Source organism: Lentzea sp. NPDC036949, assembly GCF_055608075.1.
The window spans coordinates 105,521-127,181 of record NZ_JBVJRA010000001.1; the positions used below are offsets into that span (position 1 = coordinate 105,521).

15 protein-coding genes are annotated in these 21,661 nt (G+C 71.2%); 9 read left to right on the top strand and 6 right to left on the bottom strand.

All coding sequences use genetic code 11. From position 1 onward, the window contains the following. The first annotated feature begins 1 nt into the window (after window position 1). A complete protein-coding gene (locus ACZ7CD_RS00565) occupies window positions 2–619 on the top strand; it encodes a pentapeptide repeat-containing protein (RefSeq protein ID WP_360395900.1) in 618 nt (205 codons plus the stop codon). On the opposite strand, the gene ACZ7CD_RS00570 is transcribed toward ACZ7CD_RS00565, so the two are convergent. Next, complete coding sequence (locus ACZ7CD_RS00570) at window positions 605–3,247, bottom strand: glycohydrolase toxin TNT-related protein (RefSeq protein ID WP_470378107.1); 2,643 nt, start codon at window positions 3,245–3,247, stop codon at window positions 605–607. The genes ACZ7CD_RS00565 and ACZ7CD_RS00570 overlap by 15 nt on opposite strands. A 137-nt stretch (window positions 3,248–3,384) precedes the next feature. Here ACZ7CD_RS00570 and ACZ7CD_RS00575 point away from each other — a divergent pair, with 137 nt between their 5' ends. Genes ACZ7CD_RS00575 through ACZ7CD_RS00585 form a run of 3 tightly spaced genes read left to right on the top strand, consistent with a single transcriptional unit; the run spans window position 3,385 to window position 5,457 of the window. After that, entirely contained in the window at window positions 3,385–4,305 is a 921-nt protein-coding gene (locus tag ACZ7CD_RS00575) for a DMT family transporter (protein WP_470378108.1), read from the top strand. Next, window positions 4,302–5,150 (top strand): bifunctional methylenetetrahydrofolate dehydrogenase/methenyltetrahydrofolate cyclohydrolase, encoded by an 849-nt coding sequence (locus ACZ7CD_RS00580; RefSeq protein WP_458430229.1) that lies wholly within the window; start codon window positions 4,302–4,304, stop codon window positions 5,148–5,150. The genes ACZ7CD_RS00575 and ACZ7CD_RS00580 overlap by 4 nt, the downstream gene beginning before the upstream one ends. Window positions 5,151–5,163: 13 nt before the next feature. Continuing rightward, the gene (locus ACZ7CD_RS00585; RefSeq protein ID WP_360395894.1) at window positions 5,164–5,457 is read left to right on the top strand and encodes a DUF3017 domain-containing protein; all 294 of its coding nucleotides are present in this window, start codon (window positions 5,164–5,166) and stop codon (window positions 5,455–5,457) included. Here the strand turns inward: ACZ7CD_RS00585 and ACZ7CD_RS00590 are convergent. After that, the gene (locus tag ACZ7CD_RS00590) at window positions 5,454–6,029 is read right to left on the bottom strand and encodes a TetR/AcrR family transcriptional regulator (protein ID WP_470378109.1); all 576 of its coding nucleotides are present in this window, start codon (window positions 6,027–6,029) and stop codon (window positions 5,454–5,456) included. The two genes, ACZ7CD_RS00585 and ACZ7CD_RS00590, sit on opposite strands and share 4 nt — an antisense overlap. Before the next feature lie 72 nt (window positions 6,030–6,101). Between ACZ7CD_RS00590 and ACZ7CD_RS00595 the strand changes: the two genes are divergently transcribed. Next, entirely contained in the window at window positions 6,102–6,668 is a 567-nt protein-coding gene (locus ACZ7CD_RS00595; RefSeq protein WP_470378110.1) for a dihydrofolate reductase family protein, read from the top strand. 77 nt (window positions 6,669–6,745) lie between these two features. On the opposite strand, the gene ACZ7CD_RS00600 is transcribed toward ACZ7CD_RS00595, so the two are convergent. Continuing rightward, window positions 6,746–8,779 (bottom strand): RICIN domain-containing protein, encoded by a 2,034-nt coding sequence (locus tag ACZ7CD_RS00600; RefSeq protein ID WP_360395889.1) that lies wholly within the window; start codon window positions 8,777–8,779, stop codon window positions 6,746–6,748. Between the two features lie 255 nt (window positions 8,780–9,034). On the opposite strand from ACZ7CD_RS00600, the gene ACZ7CD_RS00605 reads away from it, so the two are divergent. The 3 genes from ACZ7CD_RS00605 (at window position 9,035) to ACZ7CD_RS00615 (ending at window position 14,761) form a co-directional block, all read left to right on the top strand. Beyond that, window positions 9,035–10,096, top strand: a complete 1,062-nt coding sequence (locus tag ACZ7CD_RS00605; protein ID WP_458430227.1) for a hypothetical protein — start codon at window positions 9,035–9,037, stop codon at window positions 10,094–10,096. A gap of 52 nt (window positions 10,097–10,148) precedes the next feature. Next, window positions 10,149–14,429, top strand: coding sequence for a hypothetical protein (locus ACZ7CD_RS00610; RefSeq protein WP_470378111.1), 4,281 nt, complete (start codon window positions 10,149–10,151; stop codon window positions 14,427–14,429). 62 nt (window positions 14,430–14,491) lie between these two features. Beyond that, on the top strand, window positions 14,492–14,761 hold the full coding sequence (locus ACZ7CD_RS00615) for a hypothetical protein (RefSeq protein WP_360395884.1): 270 nt from the start codon (window positions 14,492–14,494) through the stop codon (window positions 14,759–14,761). Here ACZ7CD_RS00615 and ACZ7CD_RS00620 read toward each other — a convergent pair whose 3' ends face one another. The 3 genes from ACZ7CD_RS00620 to ACZ7CD_RS00630 all read right to left on the bottom strand — a co-directional run bounded on the left by ACZ7CD_RS00620 (window position 14,762) and on the right by ACZ7CD_RS00630 (window position 20,700). Next, on the bottom strand, window positions 14,762–18,055 hold the full coding sequence (locus ACZ7CD_RS00620) for an error-prone DNA polymerase (protein WP_470378112.1): 3,294 nt from the start codon (window positions 18,053–18,055) through the stop codon (window positions 14,762–14,764). 78 nt (window positions 18,056–18,133) lie between these two features. Further along, entirely contained in the window at window positions 18,134–19,636 is a 1,503-nt protein-coding gene (locus ACZ7CD_RS00625; RefSeq protein ID WP_470378113.1) for a DNA polymerase Y family protein, read from the bottom strand. Continuing rightward, window positions 19,633–20,700 (bottom strand): hypothetical protein, encoded by a 1,068-nt coding sequence (locus ACZ7CD_RS00630; RefSeq protein ID WP_470378114.1) that lies wholly within the window; start codon window positions 20,698–20,700, stop codon window positions 19,633–19,635. The genes ACZ7CD_RS00625 and ACZ7CD_RS00630 overlap by 4 nt, the downstream gene beginning before the upstream one ends. A 223-nt stretch (window positions 20,701–20,923) precedes the next feature. On the opposite strand from ACZ7CD_RS00630, the gene ACZ7CD_RS00635 reads away from it, so the two are divergent. Then, window positions 20,924–21,634, top strand: a complete 711-nt coding sequence (locus ACZ7CD_RS00635) for a hypothetical protein (protein ID WP_458430221.1) — start codon at window positions 20,924–20,926, stop codon at window positions 21,632–21,634. The last annotated feature ends 27 nt before the right edge of the window (window positions 21,635–21,661 follow it).

Consider the following 21,661-nt stretch of genomic DNA (forward strand, 5'->3'; position numbering starts at 1 on the left):
CGTGGACAACCCCGTCGAAGAAACCGGCCCGGTCGAAGAGGTCGGCGAGGACTACGCCGACGCGAACATGCCGAACCAGCACTGGGAGAAGCGGTCCTTCACGGACTGCGACTTCACCGAGGCGGACCTCCGCGAGCTGGTGACGACGGGGTGCACGTTCACCCGGTGCGACTTCACCCGGACCGACCTGGGCGAGTCGAGGCACCACGCGACGGCGTTCCGGCAGTGCACGTTCGACCGCACGGTGCTCACGCGCTCCAGCTTCACCTCGTGCAGCCTGCTGGGGTCGAACTTCGCGGACTGCGTGCTGCGCCCGGTCACGTTCACCGAGGTCGACTTCACGCTGGCGTCGTTCGTGAAGGCACCGCTGCACGGCTTGAAGCTGGGCGGTCAGCGGTTCCGCGAGACGAACCTCAGCGAGGCGGACCTGCGCAACACCGACCTCAGCCGGGCGGATCTGATGGGCGCGCGGCTGCTCGACGCGAAGCTCGACGGGGCGGACCTGCGCGGGGCGCAGATCGACGCGAACGGGCTCCGGCAAGCGAAGCTCGCCGGAGCCCTGATCGACATCGACACCGCGGTCTCGTTCGCGGCGGCGTACGGCCTAGTTGTCTCCTGAGCCCGTGATCTCCACGAGCACGCCCTCGGCGATCATCTCCTCGACCGCCTTCGGCAGCAGGTAGGCGGTTCCGCCGCCGGGCTGCTCGAACCACGGCACCGCCACGCCGGTCAGCACCTCGAGCGGCCGGCGCAGGCGGTAGACCCGGTACGGGCGGTTGATCCACGACGGCACGAGGCTGCGTTCCGGGAACGGCGTTCCCGCCACGTACACGAGGTTGCCGCTCTGGTCACCGTAGCGGTCGACCTCGGTGCCCGCCGGCAGCTCGAACATCTGCTTGTGGCGGAACAACGTCAGCGGCGGCTCGCCGGCCAGCGGGGTGATCGGGAACTTCCGCTTGGCCGGGTCGTCCTGCTGCACGGCGACGGGTGCCGGTGCGGGGGCGGGTGCCGGGACCACGGCCGTGGGGGCCGGGGGCAGCGGGGCCGGGAGCGGCGGGGCCTGCATCGGCGGGCGCTGCGGGGGCACGGGGCGGCGCGGTTCCTCGCGGAAGCCGTTGGCGATGGGCCGCTGCGGTGCGGGCGGGGTCTGGCCGCGGGGCGGGATGGTGCGGAAGTTGCCCATCACGAGCCGGCCGACCAGGTACGCCGAGGCGTCCTCGACCTTCTCGAACCGCACCGGGTTCTTCGGGCCGTGGTCGAACCAGCACACCTCCCAGCTGTCGCCGTCGAGGCGCAGGTTCCAGGTGCGGTCGGCGGGTTCGCCGCCGATGCGGTAGACGCCGTGCGGCACGTTCAGGTCGTCCAGCGCGCGGCGGGTGCCCGCGAGCTCGCGGTCCTCCTCCGGCGTGACCTGGCGCGGGTGGGGCTCCGGCTCCGGCTCGGGTTCCGGCTCGTCGTCGGCGAAGAGGGCCGCGTCGAACTGGGCGGTCTCCTCGACGACCGGCACGGCGGGCTTGACCGGTGCGGGCGGCGCCACCGGCGCGGGCTCGGGAAGGCGCTCGGGTTGGTGCTGGGTCTGGTGTTGGGGTTGGTGTTCGGGAAGGCGCTCGGGGAGGTGGAGGTCGCGCGAGTCGAGCTCCGCGGTCGTGCGCAGCTCCTCCTCGGCGAGGTCGGGCTCGTCGGCCTCGACCGCGACGACCGGGTGCTCCTCGGTGACCTCGGTGGCGTGCTCCAGCGGTTCGTCCGGGACCGGGCTCCACGCCATCGTGTCCTGCATGGCGTCGCGCGGGCGGTCCTCGGCCTCCGGCACGAAGCTGTCGGTGCGCTCCTCCTCGCGGTGGTGCGTGAACAGCTCCGGCTCGTCCTCCTGCTGGTGCGTGAAGAGCGCGGGCTCGTCGGGTCCCGCGGTCGGCACCTCGGGCTCGTCGTCCGGCTCGACGACGGCGACGGGCTCCTGCTCGTCCTGCTCCGGCAGGTCGTCCTCGACCTGGGCGAACTCCTCGGTCGGGTGCGGCGCGAAGAGGTCCATGCCGGCGCCGTAGGTGTCGCGCAGGTGCCGGTCGTCGACGCGGTCCGGCACGCCGTCGGAGTCGAAGATCACCCGGTAGGGCGGGCCGTCGTCCGCCAGCGGTGCCGCGACGGAGACCGGGCGGCCCAGCGGTTCGGGGTCGTCGTCGAGCGGGGCGCGCTCGGCGGTCACCTCGACCGGCTCCTGCTCGGCGGCGTGCTGAGGTTCCGGCTCGTCGTCGAAGTCGGGGGCCGGCATGAACCGGGTCGACTCCTGCGGCGGCTCGAAGTCGGGCTCGTCGTCGAACTTCGGTGCCTCGACGAACTGCGTCGCGTCCGGCTCCGGTTCGCGGGTGGCCTCGGGTTCGGGTTCCTGCTCGGGGGCCGGGCGGGCCTCGACCGGCGGGGGCGGCGGCAGCACCGTGCCGGGAGGAGCCGCGGGCGCGCCGATGTTCGCGGCGGCGGCGAGCCGGGTCTCCTCGGACACCTCGGGCAGCGCGAAGCCCCTGCCGCGGGCCCGCTCGACCAGCTCCGGCTCGGGCGGCACGCCGTACTTGCGCAGGTAGTAGGACACGCCGGCGGGCCAGATCCACACGCCGTCGGTCTGGAACCCCGCGGGCACGACCGGCGGGGAGTCCGCGGCCAGCAGGTCGGCGTCGAACCCGCGGCCGGCCACGGCGACCGGCGCGTTCGACAGGTAGGCGAGCAGCGGCGCGACCTCGGGCTCCGGCACCGGCGGGCGGTTGACCGACGGGCGGCCGTTCGGACCGGCGCCGTCGAACACCCGGACGCTGCGGAACACCGGCGTCGGCGGGTTCAGCCTGCGGCGCAGCCAGTCGGGGACGTTCTCGTCGGCACGCGGGAAGAACCGCATCTCGTCGACGTACGCCTGCGGAGGCGGCGGCGTCTGCCACTTCGGCTCCGCGCGGTCGAAGTCGAGGTTGTAGCTCGACGGGTGGTCGAGCTGGTAGCGGGCGTTCGACCAGCTGCCCCTGCCCTCGCGGTGCATGCCGGCCCTCAGCCGCGCGAAGAGCTGCGCGACCTCCTGCGGCGGCGCCCACGGCCGCGAAGTACCGTCCGCGACGTGCAACTCGGCGGCCAGCTCGAAGTACCGGCCGGTGGCGCGGTACTCGGCGACCACCCTGCGCCAGTCCTCCGGGGCGGCCCGCATGAGGGTCAGGCCGATCTGCTTCACCAGAGCGTCCTGCTCGGTAGGGTTCAACGGCTTCGGCTCGGACACGCCAACATCTTCCCCCGCAACTCGCCGGATCGCACACGTCCCCCGCCGCTGCGCCGAACGGTGGAGGCCCGACCATAACGCGGGTGGCGTCCACGTTAAAGCTGATCAAGAACACCCCCGTCGGAGCAGGAGGCCCCTTGTCACGGTCCGCACAGGTGTCCGGCGGTCTCGTCGCGGCACTCAGTGGAGTGGCGATCGCGGTCCAGGGACGGGTCAACGGCTCGCTGGCCCAAGCGCTGCAGAACGGTCCCCTGGCCGCGTTGGTCTCGTTCGGCGGCGGGCTGATCGTGCTGCTCGCGGCCGTGTTGTCCCGGTCGTCGGCACGCGCGGGGCTGCGGCGGCTGGCCGACGCGCTGCGGCACCGCCGAATCCGCTGGTGGGAATGCATCGGCGGGATCAGCGGCGCCTTCCTGGTCGGGTCGCAGGGCATCGCGGTCGCGACCATCGGTGTGGCGGTGTTCACGGTCGCGGTGGTCGTCGGCCAGCTCGTGAGCAGCCTCGTGGTGGACCGGGCGGGCCTCGGGCCGGGTGTGCCGAAGGCGCTGACGAAGACCCGCGTCGCCGGTGCCGGGCTCGGTGTCGTGGCGGTCGCGGTGGCGGTGTCGCACCAGTTCACGTCGCCGGGCACGTTGTGGCTCGCGGTGCTGCCGCTGGTCGCCGGGCTGATGATGGGCTGGCAGCAGGCGGTGAACGGGCTGGTGCGCGAGGCCGCCCAGCACTCGATGGCGACGATCCTGGTGAACTTCAGCGTGGGCACGATCGCGTTGACGCTGGTCAACCTGGCCGTGCCGCGCGGTGTGCCCGGTGCGTTCCCGTCGCAGTGGTGGCTGTACCTCGGCGGGTTGCTGGGCATCGTCGGCGTGGGCGGCGCGATCGTGTCCGTGCGGTTCATCGGCGTGCTGATGGTCGGGCTGTGCGGCGTGAGCGGTCAGCTCGTCGGCGCCGTGCTGCTCGACGTGGTCAGCGGGCACCTCGCCACGGCGACGGTGGTGGGTGTGGCGCTGACCCTGGTGTCGGTCGGCGTGGCGGCGTTGCCCAGTGGGAGGATGGCGCGGTGACTGCGACGCTGCTCAACGGCCGGGAAACCCGAGACGCGCTGTTCGAGGACCTGAAGGCGAGGGTCGCCGCGCTGCCGGCGCCGGTGGGTCTGGCGACCGTGCTGGTCGGCGACGACCCCGGTTCGCACTCGTACGTGAAGGGCAAGCACACCGCGTGCGCGAAGGTCGGCATCGCGTCGATCCGCCGCGACCTGCCCGCCGAGACCACCCAGGAGGAGCTGGAGGCCGTCATCGACGAGCTGAACGCGAACCCCGAGGTCACCGCCTACATCGTCCAGCTGCCGCTGCCGAAGCACCTCGACGCGAACGCGGTCCTGGAGCGCATCGACCCGCGCAAGGACGGCGACGGCCTGCACCCGGTGAACCTGGGCAAGCTGGTGCTCGGCGAGACCGCCCCGCTGCCCGCGACCCCGCGCGGCATCCTCGAACTGCTGCGCCGCTACGAGGTGCCGATCGCCGGCGCGAACGTCACCGTGGTCGGCCGCGGCGTGACCGTGGGCCGCCCGATCGGCCTGCTGCTGACCCGCCGCAGCGAGAACGCCACCGTGACGCTGTGCCACACCGGCACCAAGGACCTGGCCGCGGAGGTGCGCCGCGCGGACATCGTGATCGCGGGCGCCGGCTCCCCCGGCCTGATCACGAAGGACATGGTCAAGCCGGGCGCGGCCGTGGTCGACGTCGGCATCACCCGCACGGAGAACGGCCTGGTCGGCGACGTGGCACCGGACGTGGCCGAGGTCGCCGGCCACCTGGCGCCGATCCCCGGCGGGTCCGGCCCGATGACCGTCGCGATGCTGCTGACGAACACCGTCGAAGCCGCCGAGCGCGCCCATGCAGCGGTCTGACGCAGAAGCGCTCATGCCGGAACAGCGCTGGCGGTCGGGTGCGGGCAAGCACCTGCCGTTCGCGCTGGTCCTGGGCGTCGGGGTGCTCGGACTGGTGCGGATCTTCCAGTACCACTGGCGGCAGGGCGCCGTCCTGCTCGGGGTGTCGCTGCTGGTCGCGGCCGTGCTGCGGGTCCTGGTGACCGACGAGCAGGCCGGCCTGATCAAGATCCGCGGCCGCGGCATGGACGCGTTCCTCTACAGCACGCTCGGCGTCGTGGTGATCGCCGTGGCGCTGACGATCACCGGCGGCCCGCTGAGCCGCTAGGCCGGGCCGATCACGCGGTCGACGAGGTCTTCGACGAGCCGGTCGAGGTCCTCGTCGGCCAGCACGTCCGGCAGCGTCAGCCGCTCGTGGACCAACCCCGTCATCGCCAGGTACAGCAGCACGACCGCCATCCGGTCGCCGGGCAGCCCCGCCTCCTCGTTGAAGCGCACGTTGAGGTCGAGGCCCTCGGCGACCGTCCTCGTGATCGCGGTGCGCAGGTCCGGCCGCCGGGTCGACTCCAGCCGCAGCTCCATCATCGCGAGCCAGCAGGCCTTGTCGGCGTCCGCCCGCTTGATGATGTCGTGCATGAACTTCACGGTCAGCGCCCGGTCGCGCGGCAGTGCGAGCGACTCCGCGACCGAGGAGTCCGACGGTTGCAACCGCTGGAACACGCGGGTCATCACCTCGGACATCAGGTCTTCGCGGCTCGCGAAGTAGTTGGACGCCGTGCCCGCCGGCACCTCCGCCCTGGCGTCGATCGCCCGGTAGGTCAGCCCGCGCGCGCCCTCTTCGGCCAGGACGTCGACCGCCGCGTCGAGCAGCGCCGTTCGCCTCGCTTCGTTCCTCACCACGATTTCCTCCTTGCAACCACTACACACATAGTACTACGGTTGTCGTGGTTGGAGCTACAGGAGGTTCTGGGGATGCGAAAGCTCGTGTACTACGTCGCCACCACGCTCGACGGTTTCATCGCGGCCGAGGACGGGACCTACGACGGGTTCGTCTTCGAAGGCGACCACATGGAGGGCATCAACGCCGAGTACCCGGACACGCTGCCCACGCAGTTCCGCGAGGCGCTGGGGCTGCTGGACGCGCCGAACAAGCACTTCGACACGGTCCTGATGGGCCGCAGCACCTACCAGGTGCCGGGCGGGCTCGCGTCGCCGTACGCGCACCTGCGCCAGTTCGTGGTCTCGACCCAGATCACCGGCACGCCGCCCGACGTCGAGGTGATCCGCGAGGACGTCGTCGGCCGGGTGCGCGCGCTCAAGGAAGAGGACGGCCAGGACATCTGGCTGTGCGGCGGCGGCAAGCTGGCCGCCGCCCTGCTGCCGGAGATCGACGTGCTGCTGCTCAAGATTCACCCGGTCGTGTTCGGCCGCGGCATCCCGCTGTTCGACGGGAAGGCCGACATCACGAAGTTCACGCGCACCGACGCGCGGCTGTTCGAAAGCGGGGTCTCCTTCATGACCTACGAACGCAGTTCTTGATCCTGCCGACCGTGCGAGTACGGCGAAGGGCTCCTCCCGCTGCGCAGCGGGAGGAGCCCTTCGTCCTCACACCGGGATCAGGCGGTGGCGTGGAGCGTCCACCGCTGGTTCGTCAGACCGTTGACGTCCCAGATGCCGACCGCGGCACCGTTCTGCACGGCGTTGCCGATCGCGTCGGCGGCCTTGCCGGCCAGGACGCTCTCCAGCACGTAGCTGCCGTCGGGCTGGCTGGAGAACGCGAACTGCTCCGTGTCGCCGTAGTGGCAGTCGTACTGGATGAGCTGCGAGCCGTTGAGCTGCACGCCGTTCTTGACGTCGAGGCACTTGCCGGACATCACGTTCTTGAGCGCGTACCGCTTGCCGCCCAGGTCCACGAGGTCCCACGCCATCTTGCCGCCGCCGACGCAGTCCCACAGCTCCTGGCCGGCGAGGTTCGCGAGCGCACCCTGGTTCGGCGTGTCCCACAGACCGGCGGTCTGCAGGCAGCGGCCGGACTGGACGCCCTTGAGCTGGTAGCGGCCGACGGCGATCGTGGCGACGTCCGAGCGGTGCACCAGGTTCAGCAGGCGCCAGCGCTGGTGGCCGTCGTTGGTGCCGACGTAGGTGGTGACCGGGCTGGCGTTCGGCGTCTGGCCGTCCCTGACCGTCACGAACTTGCCGGTGCCGACGTTCTTGATCTGGTACGTGCCGTCGGCGTTCTCCAGGAAGCTCCAGCGGTGGTAGCCGTTGTTCGCGTCGCACGGGTACTGGCGCAGCAGGTCGCTGTGGCCGTCCATGCACTGGCGCGAGTTGCCGTTCATGAGCAGGTACTCGTTGGTGGCGACCTGCTTCAGCGCCCAGACCTGCTTGGGGGCGGGGCGGATGCAGTCCCACAGCTCGTTGTACTGGCCCTGTTCGATGGCCTGCGCGTCGACGCCGGCGATCTGGGCGCACCGCCCGGAGGCCTGGCCCTGCAGCTCGACCACCAGCTCGTGGGCGGGCTTGATCTGGTCGCGCTTGGCGGCCTCGTACCGGCCGAGGTTGATGAACTCGTTGCGCGCCTTGAGATCGCCGGCGAGTGCGGCGGTGGCGGCCGCGACCACGTTCGGCAGGTACCCGTCGCGCTTGGCGCGGTCGAGGATCTCCTTGATCTGCTTCTCGGTCTCCACGGCGCGGGCCGCGTCCTCCTCGGCGACGTCCCTCTGGTGCGCCGTGTGGATGCCGGTGAAGATGAAGGCCTTGATCTGCGCCGCGTCGTGGGTGTCCAGCGCGCCCTGGGCGGCGGCCTTCACGAACTTGCGCGCCAGCGGAGCCCGGTAGACCTCCCAGGTGAACTCGCTGTCGGTCATGACCTTGAGCGAGGTGGTCAGCTCCGCCTGGGCCGCGACGCGCCACGCGTCACCGCGCGCCTTGAGCATCGCGTCCCGCTCCTCGATCGCGGTCCGCTCGCGCTCGGCCGCCTCGCGGCGGCGCTGCACGTCGAGGTTGTAGGCGGTGAAGATGCCCTCGGTGACGAACTTCTGGCGCTGCTCGTCGGTCGAGGTGTTGGTCAGCACGGCCGAGGCCTGCGCCTTGATCTCGGGGTTCTCGGTGCCGTTGGTGTTGATGAACAGCTTGGTGACGAACTCGCTCAGGTTCGAGTCGAGGTAGTACCGGTCGACGTTCATCCAGCCGATGAGGTCGGTGGCCTTGAGCCGCTGCCGGTGCCGCTCGTCCATGATCGGGATGGCCCGCACGTCCTCGCGGAAGGCGAGGTGGATGCCGGTGACGATGAAGTCGTAGCAGGCGTTCTCGTCGGTCTCGTTCGTGAGCGCCTTCAACGCCTCGCGCTTGACGGCGCTGTCGCGCGGAGCGTTGTTGTAGATCCAGATGACGAAGTTCAGGTCGGCCATCCGGGCTTCCCTGGACGTCACCGACGCGCTGATCGTGCTGGCAGCGGCCAGTTTCTGGTCGAAGTCCGACACCAGGGCGGCGGAGAAGCTGACCGTCGACACGTCGGCCGGTGCCGAGGGGTCGACCCCCGGCGGTGCGGCGAGTGCCGGAGTGGCGAACAGACCGCCGGCCAGCGTGATGGAGACCGTGAGCGCGGCGACTGCGCGCAGGCCACGGTCACCCAGACTGCGTCTGGACAAGGTGAATCCCCCAAGATTCGTCGTAACGGCATCTGCTCCAAGCGCGGCGTGAACCCCCCAGGCCCGGCCGCTCGACTCCCCAGTCGTCGGATGCCGTGGGGAACTTCGCACGGCGCCCGCCTTGTCCGCAATGCGGTGTGAGCTGGGTCACTTCACTATCGGTGTCCCCGCGGGCACTCGAAGTGCTAGGAACTTTTAGGGCGATCAGCCCACCACGTGAAGTTCTGGGGGGAACACATGGGGCGTCATGCGCTCATGCCTGCGTTTCTCGCCGCCGCACTCGCGGCCGGCGCCGTCGGAACCGTCCACGCCACTCCCGCGTTCGCGGAATCGGTGGCCATCAGCACGACCGCCACCGCACTGGCCGCGTCCATGCGCGAGACGGTGTTCCAGATGTCGTTCAACGCCGCGCTGCAGTCCGAGGTGCGCGACGCCGCCTACGTGGCCATGGCCTCCAACGACGAGGCGAAGATCCGCGAGTTCGTGCTCGTCGGCTACGGCAAGGCGAAAACCCGTGCCACGCAACGAGAAAGACTCAACACCGACATCATCCGGGAGATCAACCGGACCGCCATCCCCGGCAGCGAGGTGCAGGGGTCGTCCCTGAGCGCGCTGGGTTCCTCGTTCAACGCCCAGGAGCTGTACGTCCACAGTGGATACGACCGGGCCGTGGAGCTCGACCGCGTCCACGACAACAAGCGGCAGGAACGGCTGGCCCGGCTGTCCGGAGAGGACCGCGCCTACGTCGCCCACCTCGCCGCCACCGACCCCGGCGTCCAGGTGCGGGCCGCGGCGCAACGCGCGCTGAGCGGTGGTGACGACCGGTCGATCGGCCTGTTCTTCGCCTACGAGTGGAAGATCGGCGCCGAGCTCGACACCGAGCGGTTCGTGCGGACCACGACCGAGCAGAACCAGGTCTGGCACGACCAGATCGCACGGCTGACCGCGTCCGCGCTCGCGGCGGAGGCGGCCGAGCGGGAGGCCAGCGGGGAGCTGGCGCGCAAGCACCGGCTGGAGGCCCAGCAGCTCTGGGAGCAGGTCGACCGCGAGGCAGGCGAGTCCTCTGTGGACTGGCTGGCGGAGAAGGCCAAGGCGGACAGGCAGGCGGCGATGTGGGCCGAGGTCGCCGAGTACGCCCGTGGCGCCCAGTCGGAGCAGGACTGGCTCGCGATCCTGGCGCAGGCTAACAGCGGCCGCATCACGTGGGAGGAAGCCGCCGGCAAGGCCCGCGACTCCGCCGCCCACTGGCAGGCCGTCGCCGAACAAGCACGCAAGGCGGCGAAGGACGCCGCCGACCGCGATCTGGGGGATCGCTGACACCATGAAAAGAAGATCATCAGGCGCCACCTCGGTGTGGCGCAGATCAGTCGTGCCCATTTCCGCGGCGCTGGTCCTCACCCTGTTCGGTGGGACAGTGCAGGCAGCCGCCGCGCCGACACCCGTTCCGGTGCTCCAGCAGGCAGCGGCGAACGACCCTCCTCCGCAGGAAGTGGACGAGGAGTTCGAGTTCTACAAGATGCTCGTCACCGACATCTCCGAGCACGCGGAGGACGTCGAGGTCCGCGACGCGGCCAAGGCCGCGCTGGCGGTCGGCACCAAAGAGCGGCTGATCTGGTTCCTCGACCACGGTCAGGCGGAGGCGCAGGGCCGTGCCGACGTGCGCAAGCGCGCCGAACTGGCCGAACACCGCCGCAAGGTCGAGAACTGGGCCGCCACCGGTGGCCCCAACGTCCGCGCGGGGGCGCAGGCCGCGCTGACGGCCGGTGACCAGGCCATCAGGGACTTCGTGGCCTATGGCTACGAGATCGCGCTGAAGCGGGACAAGCAGCAGGCCGAGGACGACAAGGCCGAGCAGGACCGCATCATCGCCCGCGTCCGCGACATGGTGGCCATGGGCGGCCCGCAGGTGAAGATCGAGGGCGAGGCGGCGCTCCTCAGCGGCGACTACGCGCGGATCCGCCAGTTCTACCTCGTCGACTACCACGAGGCGAACCAGCGCGACCACGACATGCGCGCGGTCATCCAGAAAGCCCTGGAGGACCGCAACAAGGCGATCACCGAGCTCGACCAGATCGCCCGTCGCGCCGAAGCCGCGGCGAGTGCGCGCGCCGAGATCCTGCGCGCCAACATCGACGCGGTCAAGCACCTGGAAGACGTCACGTACGCCATGAAGCGGGCCGTGGAAGCGGCTCACAGGGCGGACCGGATCTTCCGCGACGACAAGCCCGGCCGTGCCCACGGCCAGCTCGGCCGCAACGACCTGCTGGACGCCGAACGCGCCAACGCGGCGCGCGAGTCCGAGGCCGCCGACCGCATCGCGCTGGCGTCCGTCGAGGCGAACACGCGTGCGCGCAACGCGGCGCAGCGCCTGGTCGACAGCGGCATGACCGACGGCTTGGACTGGGCCAAGGTCACCATCGGCATCGGCAACGCGGTGGACGCCGCGGCGCTGGCCGCCGAGACGTCGATGCACGCGGCCACCGCCACGCTGGCCGACAGCCGCGCGCTCGACGCCGACCGCAACGCCCAGGAACACGCGGACAACGCGGCGAAGTACCGCGCGGAGGCGGAACGGCAGGCGGCCAAGGCGGCCGAGCTCGCCGAGGCGGCGAAGAAGCAGCAGGACATCGCGATCGCCGCGCGCAACCGCGCGGAGCAGCAGAAGAACATCGCGAGCGCGAAGGCCGCCGACGCGCAGCGCCACGCCACGAACGCCCGCAACCACCGCATCAACGCGCAGGCCGCCGCACGCAACGCGGCTGTCACGGCGAACGCGGCCTACGCCGCGAACGCCGAGGCCGCTCGCCTGGCCGGCGAGCACGACGCCGCGGTGGACAAGGTCCGCTCGATCCAGACCCAGGTCGACGTCATCGGGCGCATGCACAACGCGCGCCTGATCAGCCTGGAGAACATGGAGCTGCGGCTCCGTGATCGCGAGCAGGTCGCCAGGGAACGCGGCGAGAACGTCGAGGAGGTCACCAGGGAGATCCGGGGCCAGGTCGACGTGGCCCGCGGCGCCGCGAACGAGACGGCAGGCTGGGCCTCGGCAGCGGCGTCGTCGGCCGCGGCGGCACGGGCATCGGCCCAGCAGGCTGCGGCAGCGGCGCAGGCCGCCCGCACCGCGGCGAACAACGCGACCAGGGAGGCCGTGACCGCACGCCGGGCCGCCGACGAGGCGCACCGGATCACGCTGGAAGCGGTGAACGTGGCGCTGGGCGCCAAGGCGTCCGCCGAGATGACCCAGCAGGAGGCGGAGGCCGCGGTCCGCGAGGCGAACCAGGCCGTCTTCCAGTCCGTGGTCGCCGACCGCGCGGCCTCGGCGGCGGCGGCGTCCGCGGCGCTGGTGGTCGACTCGGCACGAGCGGCCGAGCTGATCCTCAAGCCGTACGCGGCGCTCAACGCCGACGCGCGCAGGGCGTTGCAGACCCTCTCCGACGCCCTGCTCATCAGCGAGGAGCAGTCCCGCCTGGCCAGGGAGAAGGCCGACGAGGCCGCGCAGGCGGCGGTCAGGGCGGCCAAGGCGGCCGACGACGCCACCGCGGACGTGAAACCCGCGTACGAGGCGGCCTCCCGTGCCGCCGACTCCGCGAACCAGGCGGCGCAGTACGCCCAGGTCGCGAACGACGCGGCCAACCAGGCCGTGCAGCACGCCCAGGCGGCCCACGGCGCCGCCGGCACCGCGGGTCGCTGGTCGAACACCGCCCAGCAGGACGCGGTGGCCGCGGGCAACGCCGCCGCGGCGGCGAGCGCATCGGCTGCGAGCGCTGACCGGGCGGCAGCCGCGACCGAGCAGATCTACGCGATGGCCAGGGCCAGCGCCGACAAGGTGCAGGAGTTCATCCAGTCCGTCGTCGACCACATCGACGACGTCCACGAGTACCGCGTGCGGCTCGAGATGGCCGAGCAGATCGCGCGGGAGGAGGCCCAGAAGAAGGCCGACGAGCTCAACGGGCAGCTCATCAAGGGCATCCTGACCGTCGACCGGTGCCTGGACAACCCGGTCTTCTACTTCGAGGACTGCAAACGCGCCGCGAACAAGGTCGAGGAGGTCGCGAAGAGCGGTCTCAAGGCCTACGGCGAGGCCGCGGTCGAGTCGTTGCAGACGGGCGCCCGGTGCGCCGCCGGTGACCAGGCGGCCTGCCAGCTGCTGCGCGAGGGCAAGGACAAGCTGACCCTGCTCTACAAGCAGATCGGCTCGGGCATCGTCGAGGGCGCCAAGGGCACCCTGGACGGCCTGCTCACCGGTCTCGACTGCGTCGGCGGCTCGGTCTTCGGCGACTTCCACTCGTGCAAGCAGATCTGGGACGGGCTCGTCTACACGGTCCAAAACCCGTACACGCTCATCCACCTGGAGGAATGGCACGACAACCCGGCGAAGGCGCTCGGCCTGACCCTGTGGGACCTGTCGTTCGGTGCGGTGAGCACGGTCGCGAGCGGCGGCGCCGGAGCGTTGACCAAGACGCTCAGCGTGATGAAGAACGTGCTCGGCAAGGGCACCGGCAAGATCCTCGACAACCTCGCGGAGCTCCGCGGCGTCATCGTCAAGCTGGACGACACCGTGCCGCACCGGCTCCCCGGTTCGCTCGGTGAGATCTTCAGCGCCAAGGTCCACATCGAGAACGGCGTCGGCAAGATCGACAACGCGGTCGTCGCGATCGACGGCAGGCTCTACCGCCTGGAGTCGTACTCCAGCCGGCTGGAGGGCGACCTGTCCAAGCTGGACGGTGCGGACATCCGCATCGAGGGCGGCACGCTGCGGATCGAGAACGGCCTGGCCAAGCTCGACGACGCGAAGTTCAAGGTGGAGCAGCCCAAGGTCTGCGCGCATGGCCTGATGGCCGCGGCCGCGGACTGCACGAGCCCCACCCCCGATCCCGACGCACCGGTGTACAAAGAGCCGACGTTCGTGAACGGCGACTACTGGCACGACATCGGTGCGCTCAGGGTCCGGATCAGCGCGGCCGACTACCAGTGGGCCGACGCCCAGCTGAAGAAGGCCGCCGACGCGGAGAAGCGCATCACCCCGGACGTCGACGGCATCGCGGACGCGATCGGGGCCGACCGCAAGTACCGGATCGTGGAGCCCGGCAAGAAGCGGACCGAGCTCAAGAGCGCGGAGTCGTACCTCCGCAAGCTCTTCGACGAGATGAACGACGGTGGTGTCAAGCGCGATCCGCGGGACATCCAGCACAAGATGAACGACGCGGTCCGGTACACCTACGTGTTCCCGGACGCGACGTACACCAACAAGTTCTACGAGGCCCTCGTCGCGTTCGAGGCCAAGGGCTACACCCTCGTGGAGGTCAAGAACTTCTGGGCGAAGATGAACGGCTACCCCGGCATCAACACGACCTTCAGGTCCGCGGACGGTCAGCTGTTCGAGCTCCAGTTCCACACGGACAAGAGCTTCAAGGCGAAGAGCGACGAGACCACGCACTACGAGAAGCGCCGGACCAACGACGCCCAGGTCGCGGCGATCCAGGGCAGGGCGGCGGCGGAGAAGCGCCCCCTCACGGAGAAGGAGAAGCTGAAGATCAACGAGCTTGAGGCGGACACCGCGGCCGAGAAGGTCAAGTCCGATGCGATCTTCAACGAGGTCGACATCCCACCGAGTGCGCTCATCATCCCGAACTTCAAACTGCTGAGGTGATGACGACGCGCCCCTCGCACCCGCGAGGGGCGCGTTCCCTCTGACGAAACGAGCTGTGCGACATGGAACCTGAGGACGGGCAGTACTCCTACCTCGCCTGGGTGGACTGGGGATCTTCGTCCGCCGAGCCCGACGCGGTCATCCGGACCTGGACGAGCCCGCAGGGCTACGACCTGGAGGAGCGGTACATCACCGAGTCCGGCTGGATGCGCAGCCGCGTTCGCGAGGAGCTGGACCGGGGACGCCGGGACGGGCGGCTGGACCCCATCGACAAGGCCACCGCCGATCAGATCGTCGAGCGCTGGGAACAGCGGCGCGCCGGCCAGGCCTGATCAGCGGAAGTCCCGCGACCGCGAGGGGATGCGCAGGTCGAGGTGCTGGAGCCGGTCGGCCAGCAGGCTGACCACCCCCTCCGCCGACTCGACGGTCCCCCGCACCAGCATCGCCCCGCTGCTGCGCGCGATCCGGCGGTAGCGGGCCCACAGGCCCGGCGAGCACACCACGTTCACCATGCCGGTCTCGTCCTCGATGTTGAGGAACGTGACGCCGCCCGCGGTCGCGGGGCGTTGGCGGTGGGTGACCGCGCCGCCGATCAGGACGCGGGTGCCGGACTCGACGCCGGCGAGCGCGGCGGTGGGCAGGGCGCCCATCGCGTCCAGGGTGGACCGGACGAACTGGGTCGGGAAGCTGTCCGGGGACAGGCCGGTGGCCCAGACGTCGGCCACGGCCAGCTCCACCTCGTCCATGCCGGGCAACGCGGGTGCGTCGACACCGGTCGTGGTTCCCGGCAGGCGGTCGGGGCGGATCGCGGCCACCGCTCCGGCTGCCCACAGGGCCTCGCGGCGTTCCAGGCCGAAGCACGCGAACGCGCCCGCGGTGGCGAGGGCCTCCACCTGGGCGGTGGTGAGCTGCACGCGGGAGCCGAAGTCCTCCATGTCGCGGAACGGTTGTGCGGCGACGATGCGTTCGGCGTCCGACTGGCCGACGCCGCGGACCGAGGCCAGACCGGTGCGGACGGCGTTCACGCCGCCCTCGAAGGGTTCCAGCGTCGCGTGCGGCAGGGAGGCGTTGACGCACGGGCCGTGCACGGTCACGCCGTGCCTGCGGGCGTCGACCACCAGCGACTGCGGTGAGTAGAAGCCCATCGGCTGAGCGCGCAGCAGTGCGGCGTAGAAGGCGGCCGGGTAGTAGAGCTTGAACCACGCGCTCACGAACACCAGGTGCGCGAAGGACAGCGCGTGCGACTCGGGGAAGCCGAAGTTGGCGAACGCCAGCAGCTTCGCGTAGATGCGGCCCGCCAACTCCTCCCCGATGCCGTTCGCCGCGCAGCCCTCGTGGAAGCGGTCGCGCAGGCGTTCCATCCGCGCTGTCGAGCGCTTGGCACCCATCGCGCGGCGCAGCTCGTCGGCCTCCGCGGCGGTGAAACCGGCGGCGTCCACGGCGATCTGCATGAGCTGTTCCTGGAACAACGGCACGCCGTAGGTCTTGCGGAGTGCGTTCTCCAGCAACGGGTGGTCGAAGTCCCACTTCTCCTGCCCGTTGCGGCGCCGGATGTACGGGTGCACCGAGCCGCCCTGGATCGGGCCCGGCCGGATCAGCGCCACCTCGACGACCAGGTCGTAGAACTCGCGCGGTTTCAGGCGCGGCAGCGTCGCCATCTGCGCGCGGCTCTCCACCTGGAAGACGCCCACGGAGTCGGCTTTCTGCAACATTTCGTAGACGCGCTGGTCATCCAGGTCCAGGTGGCCGATGTCGACCTCGACGCCCTCGTGGTCGCGCACGAGGTCGATCGCGTGGTGCAGCGCGGAGAGCATGCCCAGGCCGAGCAGGTCGAACTTCACCAGGCCGATGGACGCGCAGTCGTCCTTGTCCCACTGCAGCACCGTGCGGCCGGCCATGCGCGCCTTCTCCACCGGGCACACCTCGCTGACCGCGCGGTCGCAGATCACCATGCCGCCGGAGTGGATGCCCAGGTGGCGCGGGAAGTTCTCCAGCTGCGCGGAGAGCTCCAGCACCGGGACGGGGATGTCGCAGTCGTCGGTGGTGGTCCGCAGCGGGCCCCAGCGCTCTATCTGCTTGCTCCACGCGTCCTGCTGGCCGGGTGAGTGGCCGAGCGCGCGGGCCATGTCGCGCACGGCGGAACGGGCCCGGTAGGTGATGACGTTGGCGACCTGCGCGGCGTGCCGGCGGCCGTACTTGCGGTAGACGTGCTGGATGACCTCTTCCCTGCGGTCGGACTCGATGTCGACGTCGATGTCGGGAGGGCCGTCGCGGGCGGGGGCGAGGAAGCGTTCGAAGAGCAGGTCGAAGCGGACCGCGTCGACGTTGGTGATGCCGAGCGCGAAGCACACCGCGGAGTTCGCGGCGCTGCCCCGGCCCTGGCAGAGGATGTCGTTCTCCCTGCAGAAGCTCACGATGTCGTGCACGACGAGGAAGTAGCCGGGGAAGCCGAGCTGCTCGATGACCTTCAGCTCGTGCTCGATCTGCGCGAACGCCCGTTCCCGGTGCTCGGAGTCGGCGTACCGGCGGTGCGCGCCCTCGTGGGTGAGCCGGCGCAGCCAGCTGATCTCGTCGTGACCGGCAGGCACGTCGAACGGCGGCAGCCGCGGCGCGACCAGCCTCAGGTCGAACGCGAGCTGCATGCCGAGCAGCGCCGCGTTGTGCACGGCGCCGGGGAAACGGCGGAACCGGTGCATCATCTCCTCGCCGCTGCGCAGGAACGCCGCGGGTGACGGCGGCAGCCAGCCGGCCATCTCGTCGAGGCTGCTGCGCGCCCTGACCGCGGCCATCGCGGCGGCCAGCCGGCCGCGGTCCGGTGTCGCGTAGTGCACGGCGTTCGTTGCCACGACCGGGAGTTTGAGGTGCTTGGCCATCGCGTGCAGCAGGTCGTTGCGGCGGCTGTCCTCCGGCAGGCCGTGGTCGGTGAGCTCGACGTAGACGCGTTCCGCACCGAAGAGGTCGGTGAGCCGGACCAGTTCGCGGAACGCCGCCTCCGGACCCTCCCTGGTGAGCGCGCGGTGCACGGTTCCCTTGCGGCAGCCCGTCAACGCCACGACCTCGCCCCTGGTGTCGGCCAGCAGCTGATCGAGGTCGTAGACGGGTTTTCCCTTCTCCGCATCGTCGTGGAGGTGGCCGGTGGTGAGCGTGCGGCACAGCCGGTGGTAGCCCTCCTGCCGGCACGCCAGCAACAGCAGGTGGTCGCCCTCGGGGTCCGGTTCGCCGCCGGCGGGCCTGCTCAGGCCGACGCTCAGCTCCGCACCGAACACCGTGTGCACGCCCAGTTCCTTCGCCGCCTCGGCGAACCGCACCACTCCGTACATGCCGTCGTGGTCGGTCAGCGCGAGCGCGTCGAGCTCCAGCCGCTGCGCGGTCTCGACGAGCTCCTCCGGGTGGCTCGCGCCGTCGAGCCAGCTGAAGTTCGAGTGGCAGTGCAGCTCCGCGTACGGCACGCGCATGCGGGTGACCCGCTCGTCGGCGCGCAGCTGGAACCCCGGCGGCGCCGAGTACCGGTCGCGCCGCCGTGACCAGGCGGGACCGTCACCGCCGTCGGGCCTCTGCTCGTGCGGCTTGCCGGAGAGCGCGCGTTCCAGGTCCTTCCAGCGGACCGGCGGGTCATTCCAGCCCATCCGGTGCCCTGCGCGGCGACGGGATCAGCTGCTCCAGGCCCTCGGGGACCTCGTAGTCGTAGTCGTAGTCGTCGAACATCAGTCGTACACCCCTTCCAGGAACCACCTCTGGTCCCTGCGGATCAACAGGAACGCCTGGTCCTCGGTCTGCACCTGCACCCGTGCCGCCCGGTGCGCGTCCGGTGCCCACCACCGCTCGTCCACCGGCCACGGGCCCGCCCACGCGACCACGTCCCGCGTTCTGCCGTTCGCGGTGACCTGCCGCGGCCGTGCCGTGAGCTCAAGCCGTCCGGTCACACCGACCTCGCCGCCGTTCGCGTCCCTCAGCGCGGCGGGTTCGTCCCTGAGCGTGGCGGGAGCGCGGGTGAGGCGGCCGGGCCACGGGTGGTCCGGGTTGAGCGCCGGCGTCCGCTCGTCCCCCCACGGCACGAGCCTGACCCGCTCCCGCGGCCCGCGTCCGCCGTCGAGCACCGGCACCAGCACCGCGTCCGGCCCCAGCAACCCCTGCACGTGCAGCAACGCCCTGACCGCGCGTTCGTCGTCCTGCCCCCACAACCCGAGCTGCAACGCGGTGCCGTCGACGACCTCGGCGGGTTCGAGGGTGAGCGTCCGGATGCCCGACGTGAGCCGTTCACGGGTGAGCCAGCCGTCCAGCTGCCACCGCACCCGGTCCGCGATCCCCCGCGGTGTCAACGGTTCCGCGGCCCGCCACACGCGGTGCAGCTCCTCGTCGCGTTCGGTGCGGGCGTGGATGCCGAGCCGGGTGCACGCGAGCCCGCGGTCAGCGAGGTTGGCGTGCAGCCTCGCCGCCAGCGTCCGCGCGGCGAACGCGGCCGAGTCGACCCGGTCGACCGGTTCGTCGAACGTCTCCGCGACCGCCAGCTCCGGCGCCGGCCTGCGCTTGTCGAGCGGCCGCTCCGACAACCCGCGCGCCAACCGGTGCTGCCTCGTGGCCGAACCGCCGAACCGGGACGCCACCGCGTTCTCCGGCACGTCCGCGAACGCGCCGAGCGTCTTCAACCCGAGCCTCCTGAGCAGGTCAACGAGCCCCGGCTCCGCCAGCTCGTGCACACCGAGCGGCCGGAGGAACTCCGCGGTCCGGTGTGGCGGCACGATCACGTTGCGGTGCGCGGCCTTCGTGGCGGCGAACAGGCTGTCGGCCACCCCGACCTGCGCCTCCGTGCCGGTCCTGGCCGCGACGTGGTCGACCAGCCGCTCAGCCGCCCGCTCGGCACCGCCGAAGTACGTGATCGGCCCCCGCGCCTGCACCGCCACCACCCCCGGCTCCACCACCTCGACACCGGGCGCGAGCTCCTCGACCGCCTCCGCGACCGGCTCGAAGAACCGCGCATCCCGCTGCGGCTCGTGCTCGAACGTGACGAGCTCGGGACACATCGCCTCGGCCATCCGCCGGCGCATGGCCCTGCGGACCCCCTCGGCCCGCGCGACGGCCGAGGTGGCCACGACCTCGTTGCCGTCGACCACGACCACCGGGACGTGCGGGCTGGTGCCCGTGGCGGCACAGGCGGCGATCACGGGCCAGTCGGGGCACCAGACGACGAGCAGCCGGGTGTCCTTCACCGCGGCTCCGCTGCGCCGGAACTGTCGGTGGTGCCTGGGAGAATGGAATGTGGGGGATCCCAGGCCGAAGGGGACCCCTGCGCGAGCGTGCGCGTCCGCTCTGCCTGCTGGGCCCGCTCCGCCTGCTGCGCCTGCTCCGCCTCCCACGCCCGCTCAGCCCCCTCCGCCTGCCGCGCCCGCTGGGCCCGCAGCTCCTGCTCCCCCTGCCGCGTCCCTTCCGCCCGCCGCACCCGCTCCCCCTGCCGCCCCCGCCGGGCAGCCAGCTCGTCCCTCTCGGCCGCCGCCCACCTGGCCACGACCGCAGCCGCGCGTTCAGCGGCAGAGCGCTTGTCCCCCAACGCGTTCACCCGCCTGGTGACCGGCTCGTCAGACCGGCCCGGACCGGCATCAGCCGGCTCGTCGGGCCGGACCGGGTCACCGGTCACCAGCGGGAGCTCGATTTCTTCCTCGCCGAACGTCAGCACCGCGGTGCGCGGGCGGCCTGCGGAGCCGCGGCCGCCGGTGCGGACGTCGATCTGCTGGCGGCGCAGGGTGCCGGCGCCGTCGTCGAGCCGGTTCCAGCGCACGGACTCCGCCGTCAGCTCCACGTCGGGAGAGGGCCAGGTGCCGAACGCGATCAGCACGGCGCGGCGTTGCCGGGCGCGGGCGGTGAGGCGGCGGGCCAGCGAAGGGGGCAGGGGGCAGCCGACGGCGACGAGGTCGAGGCCGTCCAGCAGGGCGGCGATCACCGGGCCGGGATCGGTGCCGGGGTGTGGGACGAGTGCCAGCCGCTGCACCGAGACCCCGAGCTCGGCCGCGGCCAGCACCCCCACCTGCGGCAGGCCGACCACGGCGGCCCAACAGCCGTCCGCGGTCGCACCCGCCAGCAGGGCGAGCAGCAACGATGTCGACCCGCCCACCGACACCGTGCTGCCACGCCGCAAGCCGCCCCACGGCAGCAGGTCCGCCAGTTCCCCGCGAACCGGCAGCACCCGCCCCGTGGTCTGGTCGGTGGAAGAGCGGGTCAGCTCGCTGGCCGGGTTCACCCCGAGCGCGGCCAACGACGCCGTTGCCGACCTCGACACTCCACCCACCTCCCGTCCTGATCGTGCGCACCCCTGTGCACGATCGCCGCGGGAAGTTCGGCGACTTGCTTATTCGAACTCTTGTTCGAACGAACGTCATGATCGTAGCGCGTCCAAGCACCCCTGTGTCAATGCTGGGGTGTCACCCTTTCGGTGGACATGCGCACACGGGTCCGGACGGTCCTCTACGGTGGCTCGAACAGCACCGCTATCTGGGGAAACAGTGAACCAACCACCTCCGCACGGCTGGCACCGGCAACCACCGCAGCAGCAGTACCGGGGTCACCCGCAGCAGCCCGGCTGGGGTCCGCCGCAACCACCCGGTAAGAGCAAGGCGCCGGTCATCATCGCCCTGTCGATCGTCGCGCTGCTGGTCCTCGGCGGCGGCATCACCGCCGCGGTCCTGTACCTCGGCGCCCACGAGGACGGCGGCTCTCCCAAGCGTGCCGACCAACTGCCCGCGGCTTGTTCGAACGTCTCCGAGGCGGCGCTGAAGAAGGCGCGCACGACCAACCCGAACGGGCTCGGCTCGTCGGAGACCGACCTGGGCAGGGGCAAGCGCACGATCTGCTCCTGGAACCAGACCGAGGGTGTCGACGGCGAAGGCCTGCGCAACACCGACGTGTACGTCACGCAGGACGCGAAGGAAGAGGACAGGGCGTACCAGGAGGCCGTGCAGATGGCCATGGCCAACACTCAGGGCACACCGCGGCAGAAGCCGATCGACGGTCTCGGTGACGAGGCCACCGCCGTGCTGATGGACGGCACGTCGGCGTTCACCGACATCTCGATCATCGCGCGCAAGGGCGACCACGTGGTCGAGGTCGACCACACCGGCTGGGACGTCGGGCTGTTCAGCCCGAAGCGCGGGGACACCGCCGAGTTCGAGGCCGCGGCCAAGGGCATCGCCGAGGAGATGCTCGCCAAGCTCTGAGACGCGAAGGGGCCGCTCCCCCAAGGG